This is a genomic window from Candidatus Accumulibacter phosphatis, from assembly GCF_000024165.1.
In the GTDB taxonomy this organism is placed as follows: Bacteria; Pseudomonadota; Gammaproteobacteria; order Burkholderiales; family Rhodocyclaceae; genus Accumulibacter; species Accumulibacter phosphatis.
Map to the genome: position 1 here is coordinate 1,826,168 of NC_013194.1, position 14,029 is coordinate 1,840,196.

The following is a 14,029-nucleotide window of genomic DNA, read 5'->3' on the forward strand; positions in this document are numbered from 1 at the left end:
TTTTGTGACGCGGTTTCACAACAGATTGACTGGGTGTGGACAAGCGCCTCCCCTCGCCGCGCGGAATACTAACCCAGATCAATGACTTGTTCAATTCCGCTGTTCCCGAAATCGCTTGGGTCGACGCGCGCTACGGAGCTGGGCATTCGCCGGCTGGCCTACTCGCCGAAACTGCGCAGCCCGGCAAGGTCAAGGATGGTCAGGGTGCCATAGTCGATGCGCAGCAGTCCGGCTTCTTCGAGCTTGTGGAGAGCCTGGTTGACGCGCTGGCGCGAAATGCCGGCGAGCAGGCCGATTTCTTCCTGGGAGATGCGCAGTTCCAGGCTGCTGCCGGGGTAGAGCAGGGGATTGAACATCGAGGCCAGGCAGCGAGCGAGTCGAGAATCGCTGTCGAGCAGTCGTTCGTGCTCGATCATGCCGATGAACTGGCTGAGGCGCTCGTTGAGCTGGAGCAGCAGGAACCGGTTGAAGGGGATGCTGTGGTCGAGCAAGTGTTGAAACCGGCTGCGCTTCATGTAGGCGATCCGCGATTCGCGCAGGGCGATCACGTCGTAGCGCCGCGGCTCGTCCTTCATCAGCGAGCCTTCGCCGAACCAGCTGCCGCTGGACAGGCCGACGAAGCTCGTCGCCTTGCCGGTGCGCCAGTTGCTGGCCATCTTGGCGAGACCGTCGACGATGCCCAGCCAGTAGTCGACCGCTTCCCCCTTCATGCAGACATAACCGCCGGCAGGGATGGTGCGCACAAAGGTGTCCCGCCTGACCTGATCGAGTTCGTCTGCCGACAGTTGCCGGGCCCAGCAGGAGGCGCACAGCATGTCGTCGAGCGACTGAATCCGTGGTTCGATCAACACAAGCGTATCCGAATTGTCTCGCAGGCGACAATTATAGGCGGCAGAAGCGCTTAGACTCCGGCGAAGGTTCGCTGTGGCGTTGTGCAGAGCGCCTTCGCCGCAGCGGCAAGCGATGCCGCGCTGCACAATGATTGCCGACGAAAACGGACTAGAATCAAGCGTTGCACATAAACGACAAGGGCTTCCCGCCGCGCGGCTGGCGGTGAAGGCACCGGAGGAGACAAGATGGCGGAGAGCGCTTCTCCGCAAGCGCTGGACACCTTTCCTCGCTTGCTGATTCACCATGCACAGGTTCGCGGCGGCAAGACGGCGATGCGCGAGAAGGATCTGGGCATCTGGCAGTCGTGGACCTGGACCGCCGTCGCCGACGAGGTGCGCGCACTCGCCTGCGGCCTCGCCGAGATGGGTTTCCAGCGCGGCGAGAATCTGGCCATCGTTGGCGACAATCGTCCGCGCATGTACATGATGATGACGGCCGTGCAGTGCCTCGGCGGCGTGCCGCTGCCGCTGTATCAGGACGCCGTGGCCAACGAGATGCTGTTCGTGCTGCTTGACGCCGAAGTCCGTTTTGTCTTCGTCGAGGACCAGGAGCAGGTCGACAAGGTGCTCGAGATACAGGCTCAGCTGCCGCAGCTCGAGCACGTGCTCTACGACGATCCGCGCGGCATGCGCCACTACACCTTGCCGTTCATCCACGACATTCGCGAGTTGATGGCGATGGGGAGGATCCACAATCGCAACCATCCGGATCTGCTGACCGGCGAAGTCGCCGCCGGCAGCGCCGATGATGTGAGCGTCATGCTGTACACGTCCGGGACGACGGGCAAACCGAAGGGCGTGCGCCTGACGCATCACGCCTTCATCAGTGCGGCGCGTGGCGGGGCGGAATTCGATCATCTGAGCGCCGATGAAGACATCCTCTCGTACCTGCCGATGGCCTGGGTGGGCGACCACCTCTTCTCCTTTGCCCAGGCGATGGTCACCGGCTTCACGATCAACTGTCCGGAGTCTGCCGAGACGGTGATGACCGATCTGCGCGAGATCGGCCCCACCTATTACTTCGCTCCGCCGCGCGTCTTCGAAAACCTGCTGACGCAGGTGATGATCCGCATGGAGGACGCCAGCCTGATCAAGCAGAAGATGTTTCACGCGTTCATGGCGGTCGCTCGCCGCAGCGGTGCCGAGATCCTCGACCGCCAGCCGGTGCCACTTGCCGATCGCCTGCTTTACGCGCTCGGCAACCTCCTGGTCTACGGTCCGTTGAAGAACGTGCTCGGCATGAGTCGTATCCGGGTCGCCTATACGGCGGGCGCGGCGATCGGCCCGGATCTGTTTCGATTCTATCGCTCGATCGGCATCAATCTCAAGCAGCTTTACGGTCAGACCGAGACCTGTGCCTACGTCTGTCTGCAGCCCGATGGCGAGATCAAGTTCGACAGCGTCGGCAAGCCAGCGCCGGGAGTCGAGGTGAAGATCGCCGACAACGGCGAGATCCTGGTCAAGGGCCCGATGCTGCTCAAGGAGTACTACAAGCGCCCCGACGCAACGGCCGAGGCGATCAACGCCGAAGGTTACTTCATGACCGGCGACGCGGGCCTGTTTGACGACGACGGGCATCTGAAGATCATCGACCGCGCCAAGGATGTCGGCAAGCTGGCCAACGGGGCGATGTATGCACCCAACTACCTGGAGAACAAACTCAAGTTCTTCCCGTACATCAAGGAGGCGGTGGTTTTCGGGGATCGCCGCGAGATGGTCTGCGCCTTCATCAACATCGACATCGGTGCCGTCGGCAACTGGGCCGAGCGGCGCGGAATCGCCTATTCGGGTTATACCGATCTGGCCGCGAAGTCGGAAGTCCATGCCTTGATCCAGGAGTCGATCGAGCAGGTCAATGGCGAACTGGTGGGCGAGGGCGCCCTCGCCGATTCGCAGATTCATCGCTTCCTGATCCTGCACAAGGAACTCGATCCGGACGACGACGAATTGACGCGGACGCGCAAGGTGCGCCGGAACTTCGTCGCCGAGAAGTACGCCGTATTGATCGATGCGCTGTACAGCGGCAGGAGCAGCCAGTTCATCGAGACGGCGGTCAAGTTCGAGGACGGGCGGCAAGGCAAGGTGGCGGCCGATCTGGCGATCCGCGATGTGAAGACCTTCGGCATCGCCGGGAGGGCCGCCTGATGAGTCGGCAGATCGGCGAAGTCATCCTCGACCTGAAGAACGTTTCTCTGTCCTTTGGCGGCGTGAAGGCGCTCACCGACATTTCCTTCGACGTCCGCGAACACGAGATTCGAGCCATCATCGGCCCGAACGGCGCCGGCAAGAGTTCGATGCTCAACGTCATCAACGGCGTCTACCGGCCGCAGCAGGGAGAGATCGTCCTGCGCGGTCAGCACTTCAGCAAGATGAACCCCTACAAGGCCGCCAAAGCCGGCATCTCGCGGACCTTTCAGAACATTGCCCTGTTCAAGGGGATGAACGTCATCGACAACCTGATGACCGGGCGCAACCTGAAGATCCGCAGCAACCTGATCCAGCAGGCCTTCTGGTGGGGGCCGGCGCGGCGCGAGGAACTGGCCCATCGCGCCAAGGTCGAGGAAGTGATCGATTTCCTCGAGATCCAGCATATTCGCAAGACGCCGGTGGGTCGCCTGCCCTACGGCCTGCAGAAGCGCGTCGACCTCGGGCGCGCGCTGGCGATGGAGCCGAGCATTCTGCTGCTCGACGAGCCGATGGCCGGAATGAACGTCGAGGAGAAGCAGGACATGTGCCGCTTCATCCTCGATGTCAATGACCAGTTCGGCACGACGATCGTGCTGATCGAACACGACATGGCCGTGGTCATGGATATCTCCGACCGCGTGGTGGTTCTCGACTACGGCAAGAAGATCGGCGACGGCGCGCCGGACGCCGTCCGCGCCAATCCCGAAGTCATCAGTGCCTATCTTGGCGCCAGCCACTGAGGAGAGAGTCTGATGGGTTTTTTTCTGGAAACGTTGATCGGTGGCCTGATGGCCGGCATGCTGTATTCCCTGGTCGCCCTCGGCTTTGTCCTGATTTTCAAGGCCTCGGGAGTCTTCAACTTCGCTCAGGGGGCAATGGTACTGTTCGCCGCTCTGGCGATGGCGCGTTTCGCGGTCTGGATTCCGGCCTGGCTGGGTCTGGACAGCCCGTTCCTGGCCAACACGATCGCCTTTCTCGCTGCCGGGGCGCTGATGTTCGTCGTCGCCTGGCTTGTCGAGCGTCTGGTCCTGCGGCATCTCGTGAACCAGGAGGGTGCAACGCTGCTGATGGCGACCCTGGGAATCGCCTACGTGCTCGAAGGCGTCGGGACGAGCATCTTCGGCAGCGACGTCTACAAGATCGACATCGGCATGCCCAAGGATCCGGTGATGATTCTCGAGGGAAGCTTCGAGGGTGGGTTGCTGATCAACAAGGAGGACTTCGTGGCGGCGCTGATTGCGGCAGTGCTTGTCGCACTGCTGGCGCTCTTTTTCCAGAAGACGGTCACGGGACGCGCCTTGCGGGCGGTGGCCGACGATCATCAGGCGGCGCAGTCGATCGGTATCCCGCTCAATCGCATCTGGGTCATCGTCTGGTGCGTCGCCGGCGTCGTCGCGCTGGTCGCCGGGGTGATCTGGGGTTCCAAACTGGGTGTCCAGTTTTCGCTGGCGACGGTAGCGCTGCGCGGCCTGCCGGTGGTCATCCTCGGCGGCTTGACGTCGATTCCCGGTGCGATCATCGGCGGACTGATCATCGGCGTCGGCGAAAAACTCTCGGAGGTCTATCTCGGCCCGATGATCGGCGGCGGCATCGAAATCTGGTTTGCCTACCAGTTGGCCCTGGTGTTTCTGCTGTTCAGGCCGCAAGGGCTGTTCGGCGAAAAGATCATTGACCGCGTCTGATCGAGGAGCAGGCCAGTGCTATATCGAGAAAACGGGCAGTTCAAGACATCCTACGCTGCCGATCAGCAGATCTTCCCGATCGCTCAGGACCGCTGGGCGATTGTCGGCCTCCTGGTGTTTGCCTTCATCGGCATTCCGCTGCTCGTCGACGAGTACCTGCTGCGTGCGATCCTGATCCCCTTCCTGATCCTGTCGCTGGCGGCCCTCGGCGTCAACATTCTGGTCGGCTTCTGCGGGCAGATCACCCTCGGCGCCGGGGCGTTCATGGCAGTCGGGGCCTATGCCGCCTACAACTTTCATATCCGCATCGAAGGCCTGCCGTTGCTCCTTTCTCTCTTGCTGGGGGGGCTGACCGCGGCCGCAGTGGGAATAGTCTTCGGCATTCCCAGCCTGCGGGTGCGTGGGCTCTACCTGGCGGTGGCCACCCTGGCGGCACAGTTCTTCACCGACTGGGTCTTTCTGCGCGTTCCGTGGTTTACGGACAACGCTTCGTCCGGCTCGGTCTCGGTCTCCAATCTGCAGGTGCTCGGCTGGCCGATTGCTGCTCCCGTCGACAAGTACCTGTTCTGCCTGGGCTGGCTGACGGTCTTCGCGCTGCTGGCAAAGAACATGACGCGTAGCGCCATCGGCCGGCAGTGGATGGCGATCCGCGACATGGACGTTGCCGCCGAGGTGATCGGCATTCGGCCGCTGTTTGCCAAGCTCTCGGCGTTTGCCGTCAGTTCCTTCTTCGTCGGCACCGCCGGCGCGCTATGGGGCTTTATCCATCTCGCCTCGTGGGAGCCGGCCGCTTTCTCGGTCGATCGCTCGTTCCAGTTGCTGTTCATGGTGATCATCGGTGGCCTCGGTTCGATCATGGGCAGCTTCTTCGGGGCCGCCTTCATCGTCATCCTGCCGATCGCCCTGAATCAGTTCCTGCCGGCCATCGGCGGGCTTTTCGGGATCACCATCTCGACCGCCGGCATCTCGCACGCCGAGTTGATCATCTTCGGCGCCCTGATCATCTTCTTCCTGATCAAGGAGCCACATGGCATCGCTCGTCTCTGGTCTACGGGCAAGGAGAAACTGCGGCTCTGGCCGTTTCCGCACTGATCGCTTTGCCGGCAGATCTGTTTCGCTGCCGTTCGGGAGTCGTTCTGCAAACGCTGTATTGCCATACCAACAAGAGGAGACGTTGATGAAACTTCGCAAGCTCGTTCTGACTGCTTTGGGAACTGCGGTCGTTCTATCGTCGCTGGCCGCAGCGCCGGCGGCGCTGGCGCAGGTCAAGGAGCAGTTCTTTCCGGTGCTGGTTTACCGCACCGGCGCCTACGCCGCCAATGGCTCTCAGTGGGCCAACGGCTATGTGGATTACCTGAAGCTGGTGAATGCCAAGGGCGGGATCAACGGCGTCAAGATCAGCTTCGAGGAGTGCGAGACGGCCTACGCGACCGACCGCGGCGTCGAATGCTACGAACGCCTGAAAGGCAAGAATGGCGGCGCTACGGTGTTCCAGCCCTTATCCACAGGGGTCACCTTCGCGCTGACCGAAAAGGCACCGGTCGACAAGATTCCGTTGATCACGGCCGGTTACGGGCGCAGCGAATCCCAGAATGGCGCCGTCTTCACGTGGAACTTCCCCTTGCTCGGGACCTACTGGGTCGGCGCCGATGTTGCCATCCAGCACATCGCCAAGAAGGAAGGTGGCGTCGCCAAGCTCAAGGGCAAGAAGATTGCCCTCGTCTATCATGACAGCCCGTACGGCAAGGAACCCATCCCGGTGCTGCAGGAACTTGGCAAGACCTATGGTTTCGACGTGCAGCTGCTGCCTGTGGCGCACCCCGGTGTCGAACAGAAGGCGACCTGGTTGCAGATTCGCCAACAGAAGCCCGACTATGTCCTGCTCTGGGGCTGGGGAGTCATGAACTCCACGGCGCTGCGCGAGGCGCAGTCGACGGGTTATCCGCGTGACAAGATGATCGGCATCTGGTGGGCAGGTGCCGAGCCCGATGTCAAGGACGTTGCCGAAGGTGCCAAGGGCTACAGCGCGCTGACCCTGCAGCATGGCGCCGAACCCAACTCCAGGGTCGTCAAGGACATGCTCGAACAGGTGTACGCGAAGGGGCAAGGCACCGGGCCGAAAGCGGAAGTTGGCCAGGTGCTCTACATGCGTGGTTTGCTTTCGGCCATGCTCGGGGTTGAAGGCGTCCGCAAGGCGCAGGAGCGTTTCGGCAAGGGCAAGGTCATGACCGGCGAACAGGTTCGCTGGGGTCTCGAAAACCTCAACCTCGACCAGAAGACCTTGGACAGCATGGGCTTTGCCGGCGTGATGCGGCCGGTGCAGACCTCCTGCCTCGATCACATGGGATCGGCCTGGGTGCGCGTACACACCTGGAATGGCAGCAAGTGGGAGTTCAGCTCCGACTGGTATCAGGCCGACGAGAAGAATCTGCGTCCGATGGTGATGCTGGCTTCGAGCAAGTATGCGGAAGAAAAGAAGCTGAAGCCGCGTACGCCAGAGGAATGCAAAAAGTAGATCCCAGTGGGCTCGCCACGGCGGGTCCCCTGTCGGCACTCCCGCTGCTGGGAGTGCCGACAGCTTAGCGAAGAGGCGCCATGAGCACTGCCAACATCCTTCTCCGAGTCAACAGCATCGAGGTGATCTACAACCACGTGATCCTCGTTCTCAAGGGCGTTTCGTTCAGCGTTCCCGAGGGCGGGATCGTCGCGCTGCTGGGTGGCAACGGCGCCGGCAAGACGACGACCCTGCGTGCGGTCAGCAACCTGCTGCACGGGGAGCGAGGCGCGGTGACCAAAGGGACGATAGAGTTGCGCGACGAGCGCATCGAGGCGCTGACACCGGCCGAGCTGGTGAAACGCGGCGTCATTCAGGTGATGGAGGGTCGGCACTGCTTCGGTCACCTGAGCATTGAGGAAAACCTGCTGACCGGCGCGTATACGCGCAAGGATGGCAAGGCGGCGATCGCCGAGACTCTCGACAAGGTCTATACGTATTTCCCCCGCCTGAAGACCCGTCGCAGCAGTCAGGCGGCCTATACCTCGGGCGGTGAGCAACAGATGTGTGCCGTCGGCCGCGCGCTGATGGCGAACCCGCGCATGGTGCTGCTCGATGAGCCCTCGATGGGCCTGGCGCCGCAGATCGTCGACGAGGTATTTGCCATCGTCAAGGATCTGAACCAGAAGGAAGGCGTGACCTTCCTGCTCGCCGAGCAGAATACCAACATGGCCTTGCGCTACGCCGATTTCGGTTACATCCTCGAAAATGGCCGGGTGGTCATGGAGGGTGCGGCCGGCGACCTGGCGGCCAACGAAGACGTCAAGGAGTTCTACCTCGGGCTGTCCTCGGTCGGACGCAAGAGCTTCCGCGACGTCAAGCACTACCGCCGTCGCAAGCGCTGGCTTTCGTGAGCCGGCATGCGGAGCTCGACGATGATCCGTCCGGGCGTGTATCTTCCTTCCATACGCCCTGGCGAGTGACTCGTCTCGTCTGGGCCATTGCTGCGGCGGTGCTGGCCGTTTCGGTGTTGGCGGATGAGGGCGGTGCGGCAGCGGGACCGGCAGCGCTGCCGTCCGATCCGCAAATTGGCGACTGCGTCATTTTTCGCGAGGGCGGCGCCGGCCTCCTGTTGAGGACGCCGGTCTATTGGCTGAGGGGCTCGATTGCCGGGGTTTCGCGCACGCGACGGACGGCGCAGGCCTGCCCGCGCATCGGCAAGCAGGCCGCCGCCCAGACGCCTGCGGACCATGCGCGGCTGGCCGCCGCCATGCCTTGCGTGGATAAGGGTGCCGACGCCGTTGAAGTCGACGTGACGCGCGTCCAGGTTTCCGTCGAAGACTGGGAGACGCCCTGGTCGCCGCAACAAGGGACGACCGGCTGGTTGTTTCGCGGGAAGTTTCTCGAACAGACGCTGAAGAAGGGAGAGGTGATCGATATGGATGCTACCTGGTTGTTGCGCTGCGCGGCCGACGGATGAGCGGCGGTCCGTTGACTGGTGTGCGTGTTCTCGACCTGACTCGCCTGCTGCCTGGTCCGGTCGCCACACTGCATCTGGCCGATATGGGCGCCGATGTGATCAAGATCGAAGATCACGCGGCCGGCGACTATGCGCGTATCCTGGGCGACGGTCCGGACGGCGTCAGCGTTTTCTTTCGCAGCGTCAACCGCAACAAGCGCGGTCTGCGGCTTGACCTCAAGCAGGCGCAGGGCCGTGAGGTGCTCCTCCGTTTGGCGCGTGCTGCCGACATCGTCGTCGAGAGCTTCCGGCCGGGGGTGAGCGACAAGCTGGGAATTGGTTACGAAGCGTTGCGGGCGGTCAATCCGAAGATCGTCTATTGCGCGATCACCGGCTATGGCCAGACCGGCCCATTGGCAATGGCGGCCGGACACGACCTCAACTATATCGGCTTTGCCGGTGTGCTCGATCAGATCGGCATCGATGGGGGCCAGCCGGCGATTCCCAATCTACAGGTCGGCGACTTGCTCGGCGGCGCGATGACCGCCGTGATGGGCATTCTGGCAGCACTCTTCGACGCGCAGCGGACCGGGCAGGGTCGCCTGGTCGACGTGGCCATGAGCGAAGCCGTGCTGGCGCACAACCTCTTCCCCTTGTTCGCACTGCAGACCGCTGGCGCCGTGCCGGCGCGTGGTGGCGATATTCTCAGCGGCGGTGACGCGGGTTATGGCGTCTATGCGACGGCCGATGGACGCTACATGGCGGTGGCCCCACTCGAGCAGAAATTCTGGCAGGTATTCTGCGAGGCGATCGGTCGCCCCGACTGGCAAGCACGGCATGGCGCGCGTGGCGCCGCGGCTGCCGCCTTGCGTCGCGAACTGGTGGAACTTTTCGCCAGTCGAAGTCAGGCTTACTGGCGCGATTTCTTTGCCAACGTGGATTGCTGCGTCACGCCCGTGCTCGATGTGGCCGAGGCGCTCGAGCATCCGCAGTTTCGGGCGCGCGGGATGGTCGTGCAGGCCGATGGGCTTACTCAGTACGCGCCGCCGGTGAAGCTTTCCGGCTGGGTCTTTGCGGTCGACCGGGCGGCTCCTTCGCCGGGCGAGCACAGCGAGGAGATTCTGCGCGAATCCGGATTCGGCGAGCAGGAGATCGCCGCCCTGCAGGCGGGCTCAGTTATCTGATTCGGCCTGGTTTCGGTTGGCCGGCGACTTCGGCTCGCGCTGGGCCAAGTCGCTCTCGTCATTGCCGATCGTCCCTTGCGGCGACGCGCAAAAGGCGTCACCTGGGCCGGCTGATCTAGGGTTTTGGCGCGTCTTCGTTCTGGGTGGCTGCTGTCGCCGCCGCGGCTGCCGCCTGCTGCATCTGCTCCTGCATCTGCTGCAGAAGGGTCCATGGCCACATCGCTGCTTGCTTGAGCGTGTCGCTGCCGGCACCCGCCAAAGGCGCCGCTGACTGGCCACCTTCGGTCGCCGCCGCGGCTGCTCCGTAACCTCCCGCCATCTGGCCCATCGCGCGTACGGCGTTCAGCGTCACGCATTGCATCTCTAGTCCCTGAATGGTCATCTGCAGCATCGAGAGGTTCATTTTCAGCCAGTTTTCCACGGCCTTGAGATCAGCCACTTTCTTCTCGATCTCGGCGACATCGAGGGTTGGCGTCACCATTCCGGGCAGGGACATGCCCATCCCCCCCCACATTTTCCTGGCGAAGCTGAGTGGATCGGTCAACGAGGTTTGATTGGGCATGTAGTTGCTCCGGTGGTTGGTGTGTGGCGCATGTTAGCAAATTTCCGGCGGTGTCGGCGTTTGGCGGCAATCCTCGGTGCCGGGCGGCCGGCTGTCTGGACGCTGTTCGGAACGGCTGCTTACGCCGCCCGGTCAGCGTGGCCACTGCATGGCCCGACGTGTCGTGGCGCAGTGAGGCTTCCCTTGGGTTGTCAGACAGCAGGGGCGCCAGGGAGTTGCAGGAGGGCTGCAGGTGCTTCGTGCACCTGAAAATCGAGCCGCTCCCGAAGCGTCCCGGGCCGTCTAGTGGCGGATGCAGATCTTGCCGAACTGGGCGCCGCTCCTCAGATAGCCCAACGCGTCCTTCAACTCGTCGAACGCAAAGACACGGTCGACGAGGACCGGCACACGATGCTGTTCGAGGGCCCGGACCATTGCCTCGAAGCCGTCGCGGTGGCCGACGGTGATGCCCTGCAGTCGGACTTGCCGAGTGATGATCAGACCAAGCGGCGTCGACAGCGAAGAGCCGGACAGCACGCCAATCATGGACAGCGTGCCGCCGGGGCGGATACAGCGCAGTGACTGCGGCAGCGTCTTCTCGCCACCGAGTTCGACGATATGGTCGAAGCCGCGGCCATCGGTGATCTCGCGCGCCGGCTTCGACCATTCGAGAATTGTCCGGTAGTTGATCGTCGCGTCGGCGCCCAGCGTTTTCAGGCGCTCGATCTTCTCGTCGCTGGATGAAATCACGGTGACGTGCGCGCCAGCGAGTTTGGCGAAGGCCAGTGCGAACAGCGCCACGCCACCGGAACCCTGTATCAGGACATGCTCGCCGGCCCTGACCGCGCCGTAGGTCACCAGCGCGCTCCACGCGGTCAGCGCTGCGCAGGGCAGCGTCGCCGCTTCCAGGTCGCCGAGGTACGCAGGTGCCTTGACGACGCCTTCCTCGGACAGGCACATGAACGCTGCCATGGTGCCGTCGAGCGGGCCTCCCAATGAAGGTTTCATGCGCGCCAAGTCAGGTTCGCCGGCGATCCAGCCCTGGAAGAAGGTGGGGCAGACGCGGTCACCGACGGCCACCCGGCTGACCCCGGGCCCCACCTCAACGACCTCGCCGACGCCGTCCGAGATCGGGATCAGCGGCAGCGTGCCGGTAAAGCTGCCATAGCCACGTTCGGGAACGACCAGGTCACGGTAGTTCAGCGAGGAGGCGCGCATGCGCAGCAGCACCTGCCCGGCCCCGGGCCGCGGCTCCGGGCGCTCTGCCATGCGCAGGTTGGCCATTCCCCAGTCGTCCTGAATCTGAAACACGCGCATTTTCTACCTCCGCTGTCCCGCGCCTGAGGTGGCGCTCCGGTTATCACTTTCATCGTAAACGCATTAGACGCTGGCCGGCAGAACAGACGCCTCAGCGTTCCGCGAAGTGTGCCCGATCGGGGCCGCAGCAGTCAAACAGGCAGGCCGCGAGGCGACCCCGGGTAGCGCGGTCGAGCTTGTCGAATGGCGGGCCGCGGCCTGCCATTGAGGAGCTACGGTAGAAGCGCGGCGAGGCTAGGTCTGGCGCTCGACAAGGCCGTTGACCAGCGCTGCGGCGAAGCCGGACAGGTCTTTTCGCTTGCGCACGCATACCTGCAGATCGCGCTGTGCCCAGGACTCGTCGAGTTCGACCACGCTCGGCGATTGTTCTCTTTCGCCGCGCGACAACGCGCTGCGCGGCACGAGGCCAACACCGACGCCGGCGCCGACCATCCGGCAGACGGCATCGAAGCTGCGGACCTGGATGCGCACATTGATGTGCCGGCCGAGTGCAGCGGCGGCATTCATGGTGAAGGTGTGGATGGCCGATCCCGCGTGCAACATGACAAAAGGGTGGTCAAGCACCTCACCGAAGCGGACGCTGGCGCAGGCGGCCAACGGGTGCGCGACCGGCGCGATGAGGACCAGGCGATCGGCGCGGTAGGGGATCATTTCGACGTCGGCGCCGGCGACGCGCTCGGCAACGACACCGACCTCGACCTCGCCGCGGGCGATGGCCATGACGATCTCGGGGCTGGTATGTTCGGCCAGCGTGACGCTGACCTGCGGGTAACGGCGCAGGAAGTCGGCGAGATCGTCGGGCAGGAAGCTGTGCGTCGCGTGCGTATTGGCCCACAGGCTAACGTGACCGCGCACACCCTCGGCGTAGGGTGCAAGGTCGGCGTGGAGCTGTTCGAGCTGTGCCAGGACCTGTCGCGAGTGGCGCAGCAGTACCTCTCCGGCACGCGTCAGCACGACACCGCGTGCCTGTCGCAAGAGCAGCGAGGTGCCGATGCCGGCTTCCAGCAGACGCATGCGGTGGCTGGCGGATGAGGGCGCCAGGTGCGCGCGCTCGGCGCCGCGGGTCAGGTTCTGCGCCTCGGCGATGGCTACGAAGAGCCGCAGGTCGGTGAGGTCATAGTGCATTGCATTCGTTCACGGCGAACGCTTTGGTGCCGATTTGCCAATTGTCGTGGTAGGTTGGAAAGGCCATCATTCGTATTTTACCAATTCTCCTGCTCCCATGCCCTGGAAACACTGGTCCGCCGAACGTCTGGGTGTCGTCCTCGCGGTACTCGCCGCTCTCGGTTTTTCGTTCAAGGCGATCTTCGTCAAGCTGGCCTATGCGGCGGCACCCGTCGATGCGGTGACGCTGCTGTCGCTGCGCATGGTCTTTTCGTTGCCGGCCTTCCTCTGGGTAGGCTTCGCTGCAAGCCGCTCGGCACCGCCGCTGACCAGGAACGACTGGGGAATGCTGGGCGCTCTCGGTCTGCTCGGTTACTATGGCGCCAGTATCCTCGACTTCCTTGGCCTGCAGTACATCTCGGCCGCCCTCGAGCGGCTGATCCTGTTCACCTATCCGACGTTGACGGTGCTGATTGGCGTGCTGTTCATGGGCAAATCGCTGGCGCGGCGAGAGGTTGCCGCTTTGCTGTTGTCCTACGCCGGTATCGCGCTGGCCTTCGCCCATGACCTGCGTGTCGCCGGCGAGATGGCGACTGTGCTGACCGGCGTTGCGCTGGTCTTCGGCTCCTCCCTTTCCTATGCGCTGTACCTGGCCGGGAGCGGGCCGGCGATTCAACGGCTTGGCGCTGCGCGCTTCACGGCCCTGGCGATGCTGGTATCGACGCTCGCGACGCAACTGCACTTTCTCGCCACGCAGTCGCTGTCGGCGCTGCGCCAGCCGCCGACGATCTACGCCTACGGACTGGCGATGGCTGTCGTCTCGACGGTTCTGCCGGTATTCATGCAGTCGGCGGCGATCCGCCGCATCGGCTCGGCCAAGGCGGTACTGATTGGCACTCTTGGCCCCTTGTTGACCATCGTTTTCGGTTGGTGGCTGCTCGCCGAGCCGATGTCGGCAGCGCAACTGGCAGGTGCTGCGCTGGTGCTGGCCGGCGTATTGCTGGTCAGCCGCGGCTAGCTGCCGTGCCGACCATGAAGGTTGTCTTCACCAGTTGCCGCAGCGCTGCGCTGCGGGGCGCGCGCGCCTCCCCTGGGCCGGCGTAGCGGGATGGGGCATGCTCGTCAGCGGAAGCCTGCGGAAGTGCTGTCGGGGCGGTGACCCCTGCGTGAT

13 protein-coding genes are annotated in these 14,029 nt (G+C 63.5%); 9 read left to right on the top strand and 4 right to left on the bottom strand.

What is annotated here, in order from left to right; genetic code table 11:
• Window positions 1–158: 158 nt before the first annotated feature.
• On the bottom strand, window positions 159–815 hold the full coding sequence (locus CAP2UW1_RS08050) for a Crp/Fnr family transcriptional regulator (protein ID WP_041568268.1): 657 nt from the start codon (window positions 813–815) through the stop codon (window positions 159–161).
• Window positions 816–1,076: 261 nt separating this feature from the next.
• On the opposite strand from CAP2UW1_RS08050, the gene CAP2UW1_RS08055 reads away from it, so the two are divergent.
• The 8 genes from CAP2UW1_RS08055 (at window position 1,077) to CAP2UW1_RS08090 (ending at window position 9,896) form a co-directional block, all read left to right on the top strand.
• On the top strand, window positions 1,077–3,035 hold the full coding sequence (locus CAP2UW1_RS08055; protein ID WP_015766146.1) for an AMP-dependent synthetase/ligase: 1,959 nt from the start codon (window positions 1,077–1,079) through the stop codon (window positions 3,033–3,035).
• Window positions 3,035–3,817: an ABC transporter ATP-binding protein gene (locus CAP2UW1_RS08060; RefSeq protein WP_015766147.1), complete on the top strand. Its 783-nt coding sequence runs from the start codon at window positions 3,035–3,037 to the stop codon at window positions 3,815–3,817. The genes CAP2UW1_RS08055 and CAP2UW1_RS08060 overlap by 1 nt, the downstream gene beginning before the upstream one ends.
• A 12-nt stretch (window positions 3,818–3,829) precedes the next feature.
• Window positions 3,830–4,759 carry a branched-chain amino acid ABC transporter permease gene (locus CAP2UW1_RS08065; RefSeq protein WP_015766148.1) on the top strand — a complete coding sequence of 310 codons (930 nt, stop codon included), beginning with the start codon at window positions 3,830–3,832 and terminating at the stop codon, window positions 4,757–4,759.
• A 15-nt stretch (window positions 4,760–4,774) separates the two neighbouring features.
• Window positions 4,775–5,851: a branched-chain amino acid ABC transporter permease gene (locus CAP2UW1_RS08070; protein ID WP_015766149.1), complete on the top strand. Its 1,077-nt coding sequence runs from the start codon at window positions 4,775–4,777 to the stop codon at window positions 5,849–5,851.
• Window positions 5,852–5,936: 85 nt separating this feature from the next.
• Window positions 5,937–7,274, top strand: coding sequence for an ABC transporter substrate-binding protein (locus CAP2UW1_RS08075; RefSeq protein ID WP_015766150.1), 1,338 nt, complete (start codon window positions 5,937–5,939; stop codon window positions 7,272–7,274).
• Window positions 7,275–7,354: 80 nt separating this feature from the next.
• Entirely contained in the window at window positions 7,355–8,167 is an 813-nt protein-coding gene (locus CAP2UW1_RS08080) for an ABC transporter ATP-binding protein (protein WP_015766151.1), read from the top strand.
• A 65-nt stretch (window positions 8,168–8,232) separates the two neighbouring features.
• Entirely contained in the window at window positions 8,233–8,733 is a 501-nt protein-coding gene (locus CAP2UW1_RS08085; RefSeq protein ID WP_041567766.1) for a hypothetical protein, read from the top strand.
• Complete coding sequence (locus tag CAP2UW1_RS08090; RefSeq protein ID WP_015766153.1) at window positions 8,730–9,896, top strand: CaiB/BaiF CoA transferase family protein; 1,167 nt, start codon at window positions 8,730–8,732, stop codon at window positions 9,894–9,896. The genes CAP2UW1_RS08085 and CAP2UW1_RS08090 overlap by 4 nt, the downstream gene beginning before the upstream one ends.
• Before the next feature lie 115 nt (window positions 9,897–10,011).
• Here the strand turns inward: CAP2UW1_RS08090 and CAP2UW1_RS08095 are convergent, their stop codons facing one another.
• From CAP2UW1_RS08095 to CAP2UW1_RS08105, 3 genes are all read right to left on the bottom strand, one after another.
• Window positions 10,012–10,458, bottom strand: a complete 447-nt coding sequence (locus tag CAP2UW1_RS08095; protein WP_015766154.1) for a PhaM family polyhydroxyalkanoate granule multifunctional regulatory protein — start codon at window positions 10,456–10,458, stop codon at window positions 10,012–10,014.
• 282 nt (window positions 10,459–10,740) lie between these two features.
• Window positions 10,741–11,754, bottom strand: coding sequence for a zinc-dependent alcohol dehydrogenase family protein (locus CAP2UW1_RS08100; RefSeq protein WP_015766155.1), 1,014 nt, complete (start codon window positions 11,752–11,754; stop codon window positions 10,741–10,743).
• A gap of 234 nt (window positions 11,755–11,988) precedes the next feature.
• Window positions 11,989–12,879 carry a LysR substrate-binding domain-containing protein gene (locus CAP2UW1_RS08105; RefSeq protein WP_015766156.1) on the bottom strand — a complete coding sequence of 297 codons (891 nt, stop codon included), beginning with the start codon at window positions 12,877–12,879 and terminating at the stop codon, window positions 11,989–11,991.
• 97 nt (window positions 12,880–12,976) lie between these two features.
• Here CAP2UW1_RS08105 and CAP2UW1_RS08110 point away from each other — a divergent pair, with 97 nt between their 5' ends.
• Window positions 12,977–13,876 (top strand): DMT family transporter, encoded by a 900-nt coding sequence (locus CAP2UW1_RS08110; RefSeq protein WP_015766157.1) that lies wholly within the window; start codon window positions 12,977–12,979, stop codon window positions 13,874–13,876.
• Window positions 13,877–14,029: the final 153 nt, after the last annotated feature.

Excerpts from the sequence above, each read along its gene's own strand:
- CAP2UW1_RS08050 (WP_041568268.1), bottom strand. The coding sequence starts at position 815 with ATGCTGTGCGCCTCCTGCTGGGCCCGGCAACTGTCGGCAGACGAACTC.
- CAP2UW1_RS08055 (WP_015766146.1), top strand. The coding sequence starts at position 1,077 with ATGGCGGAGAGCGCTTCTCCGCAAGCGCTGGACACCTTTCCTCGCTTG.
- CAP2UW1_RS08060 (WP_015766147.1), top strand. The coding sequence starts at position 3,035 with ATGAGTCGGCAGATCGGCGAAGTCATCCTCGACCTGAAGAACGTTTCT.
- CAP2UW1_RS08065 (WP_015766148.1), top strand. The coding sequence starts at position 3,830 with ATGGGTTTTTTTCTGGAAACGTTGATCGGTGGCCTGATGGCCGGCATG.
- CAP2UW1_RS08075 (WP_015766150.1), top strand. The coding sequence starts at position 5,937 with ATGAAACTTCGCAAGCTCGTTCTGACTGCTTTGGGAACTGCGGTCGTT.
- CAP2UW1_RS08080 (WP_015766151.1), top strand. The coding sequence starts at position 7,355 with ATGAGCACTGCCAACATCCTTCTCCGAGTCAACAGCATCGAGGTGATC.
- CAP2UW1_RS08090 (WP_015766153.1), top strand. The coding sequence starts at position 8,730 with ATGAGCGGCGGTCCGTTGACTGGTGTGCGTGTTCTCGACCTGACTCGC.
- CAP2UW1_RS08095 (WP_015766154.1), bottom strand. The coding sequence starts at position 10,458 with ATGCCCAATCAAACCTCGTTGACCGATCCACTCAGCTTCGCCAGGAAA.
- CAP2UW1_RS08100 (WP_015766155.1), bottom strand. The coding sequence starts at position 11,754 with ATGCGCGTGTTTCAGATTCAGGACGACTGGGGAATGGCCAACCTGCGC.
- CAP2UW1_RS08105 (WP_015766156.1), bottom strand. The coding sequence starts at position 12,879 with ATGCACTATGACCTCACCGACCTGCGGCTCTTCGTAGCCATCGCCGAG.
- CAP2UW1_RS08110 (WP_015766157.1), top strand. The coding sequence starts at position 12,977 with ATGCCCTGGAAACACTGGTCCGCCGAACGTCTGGGTGTCGTCCTCGCG.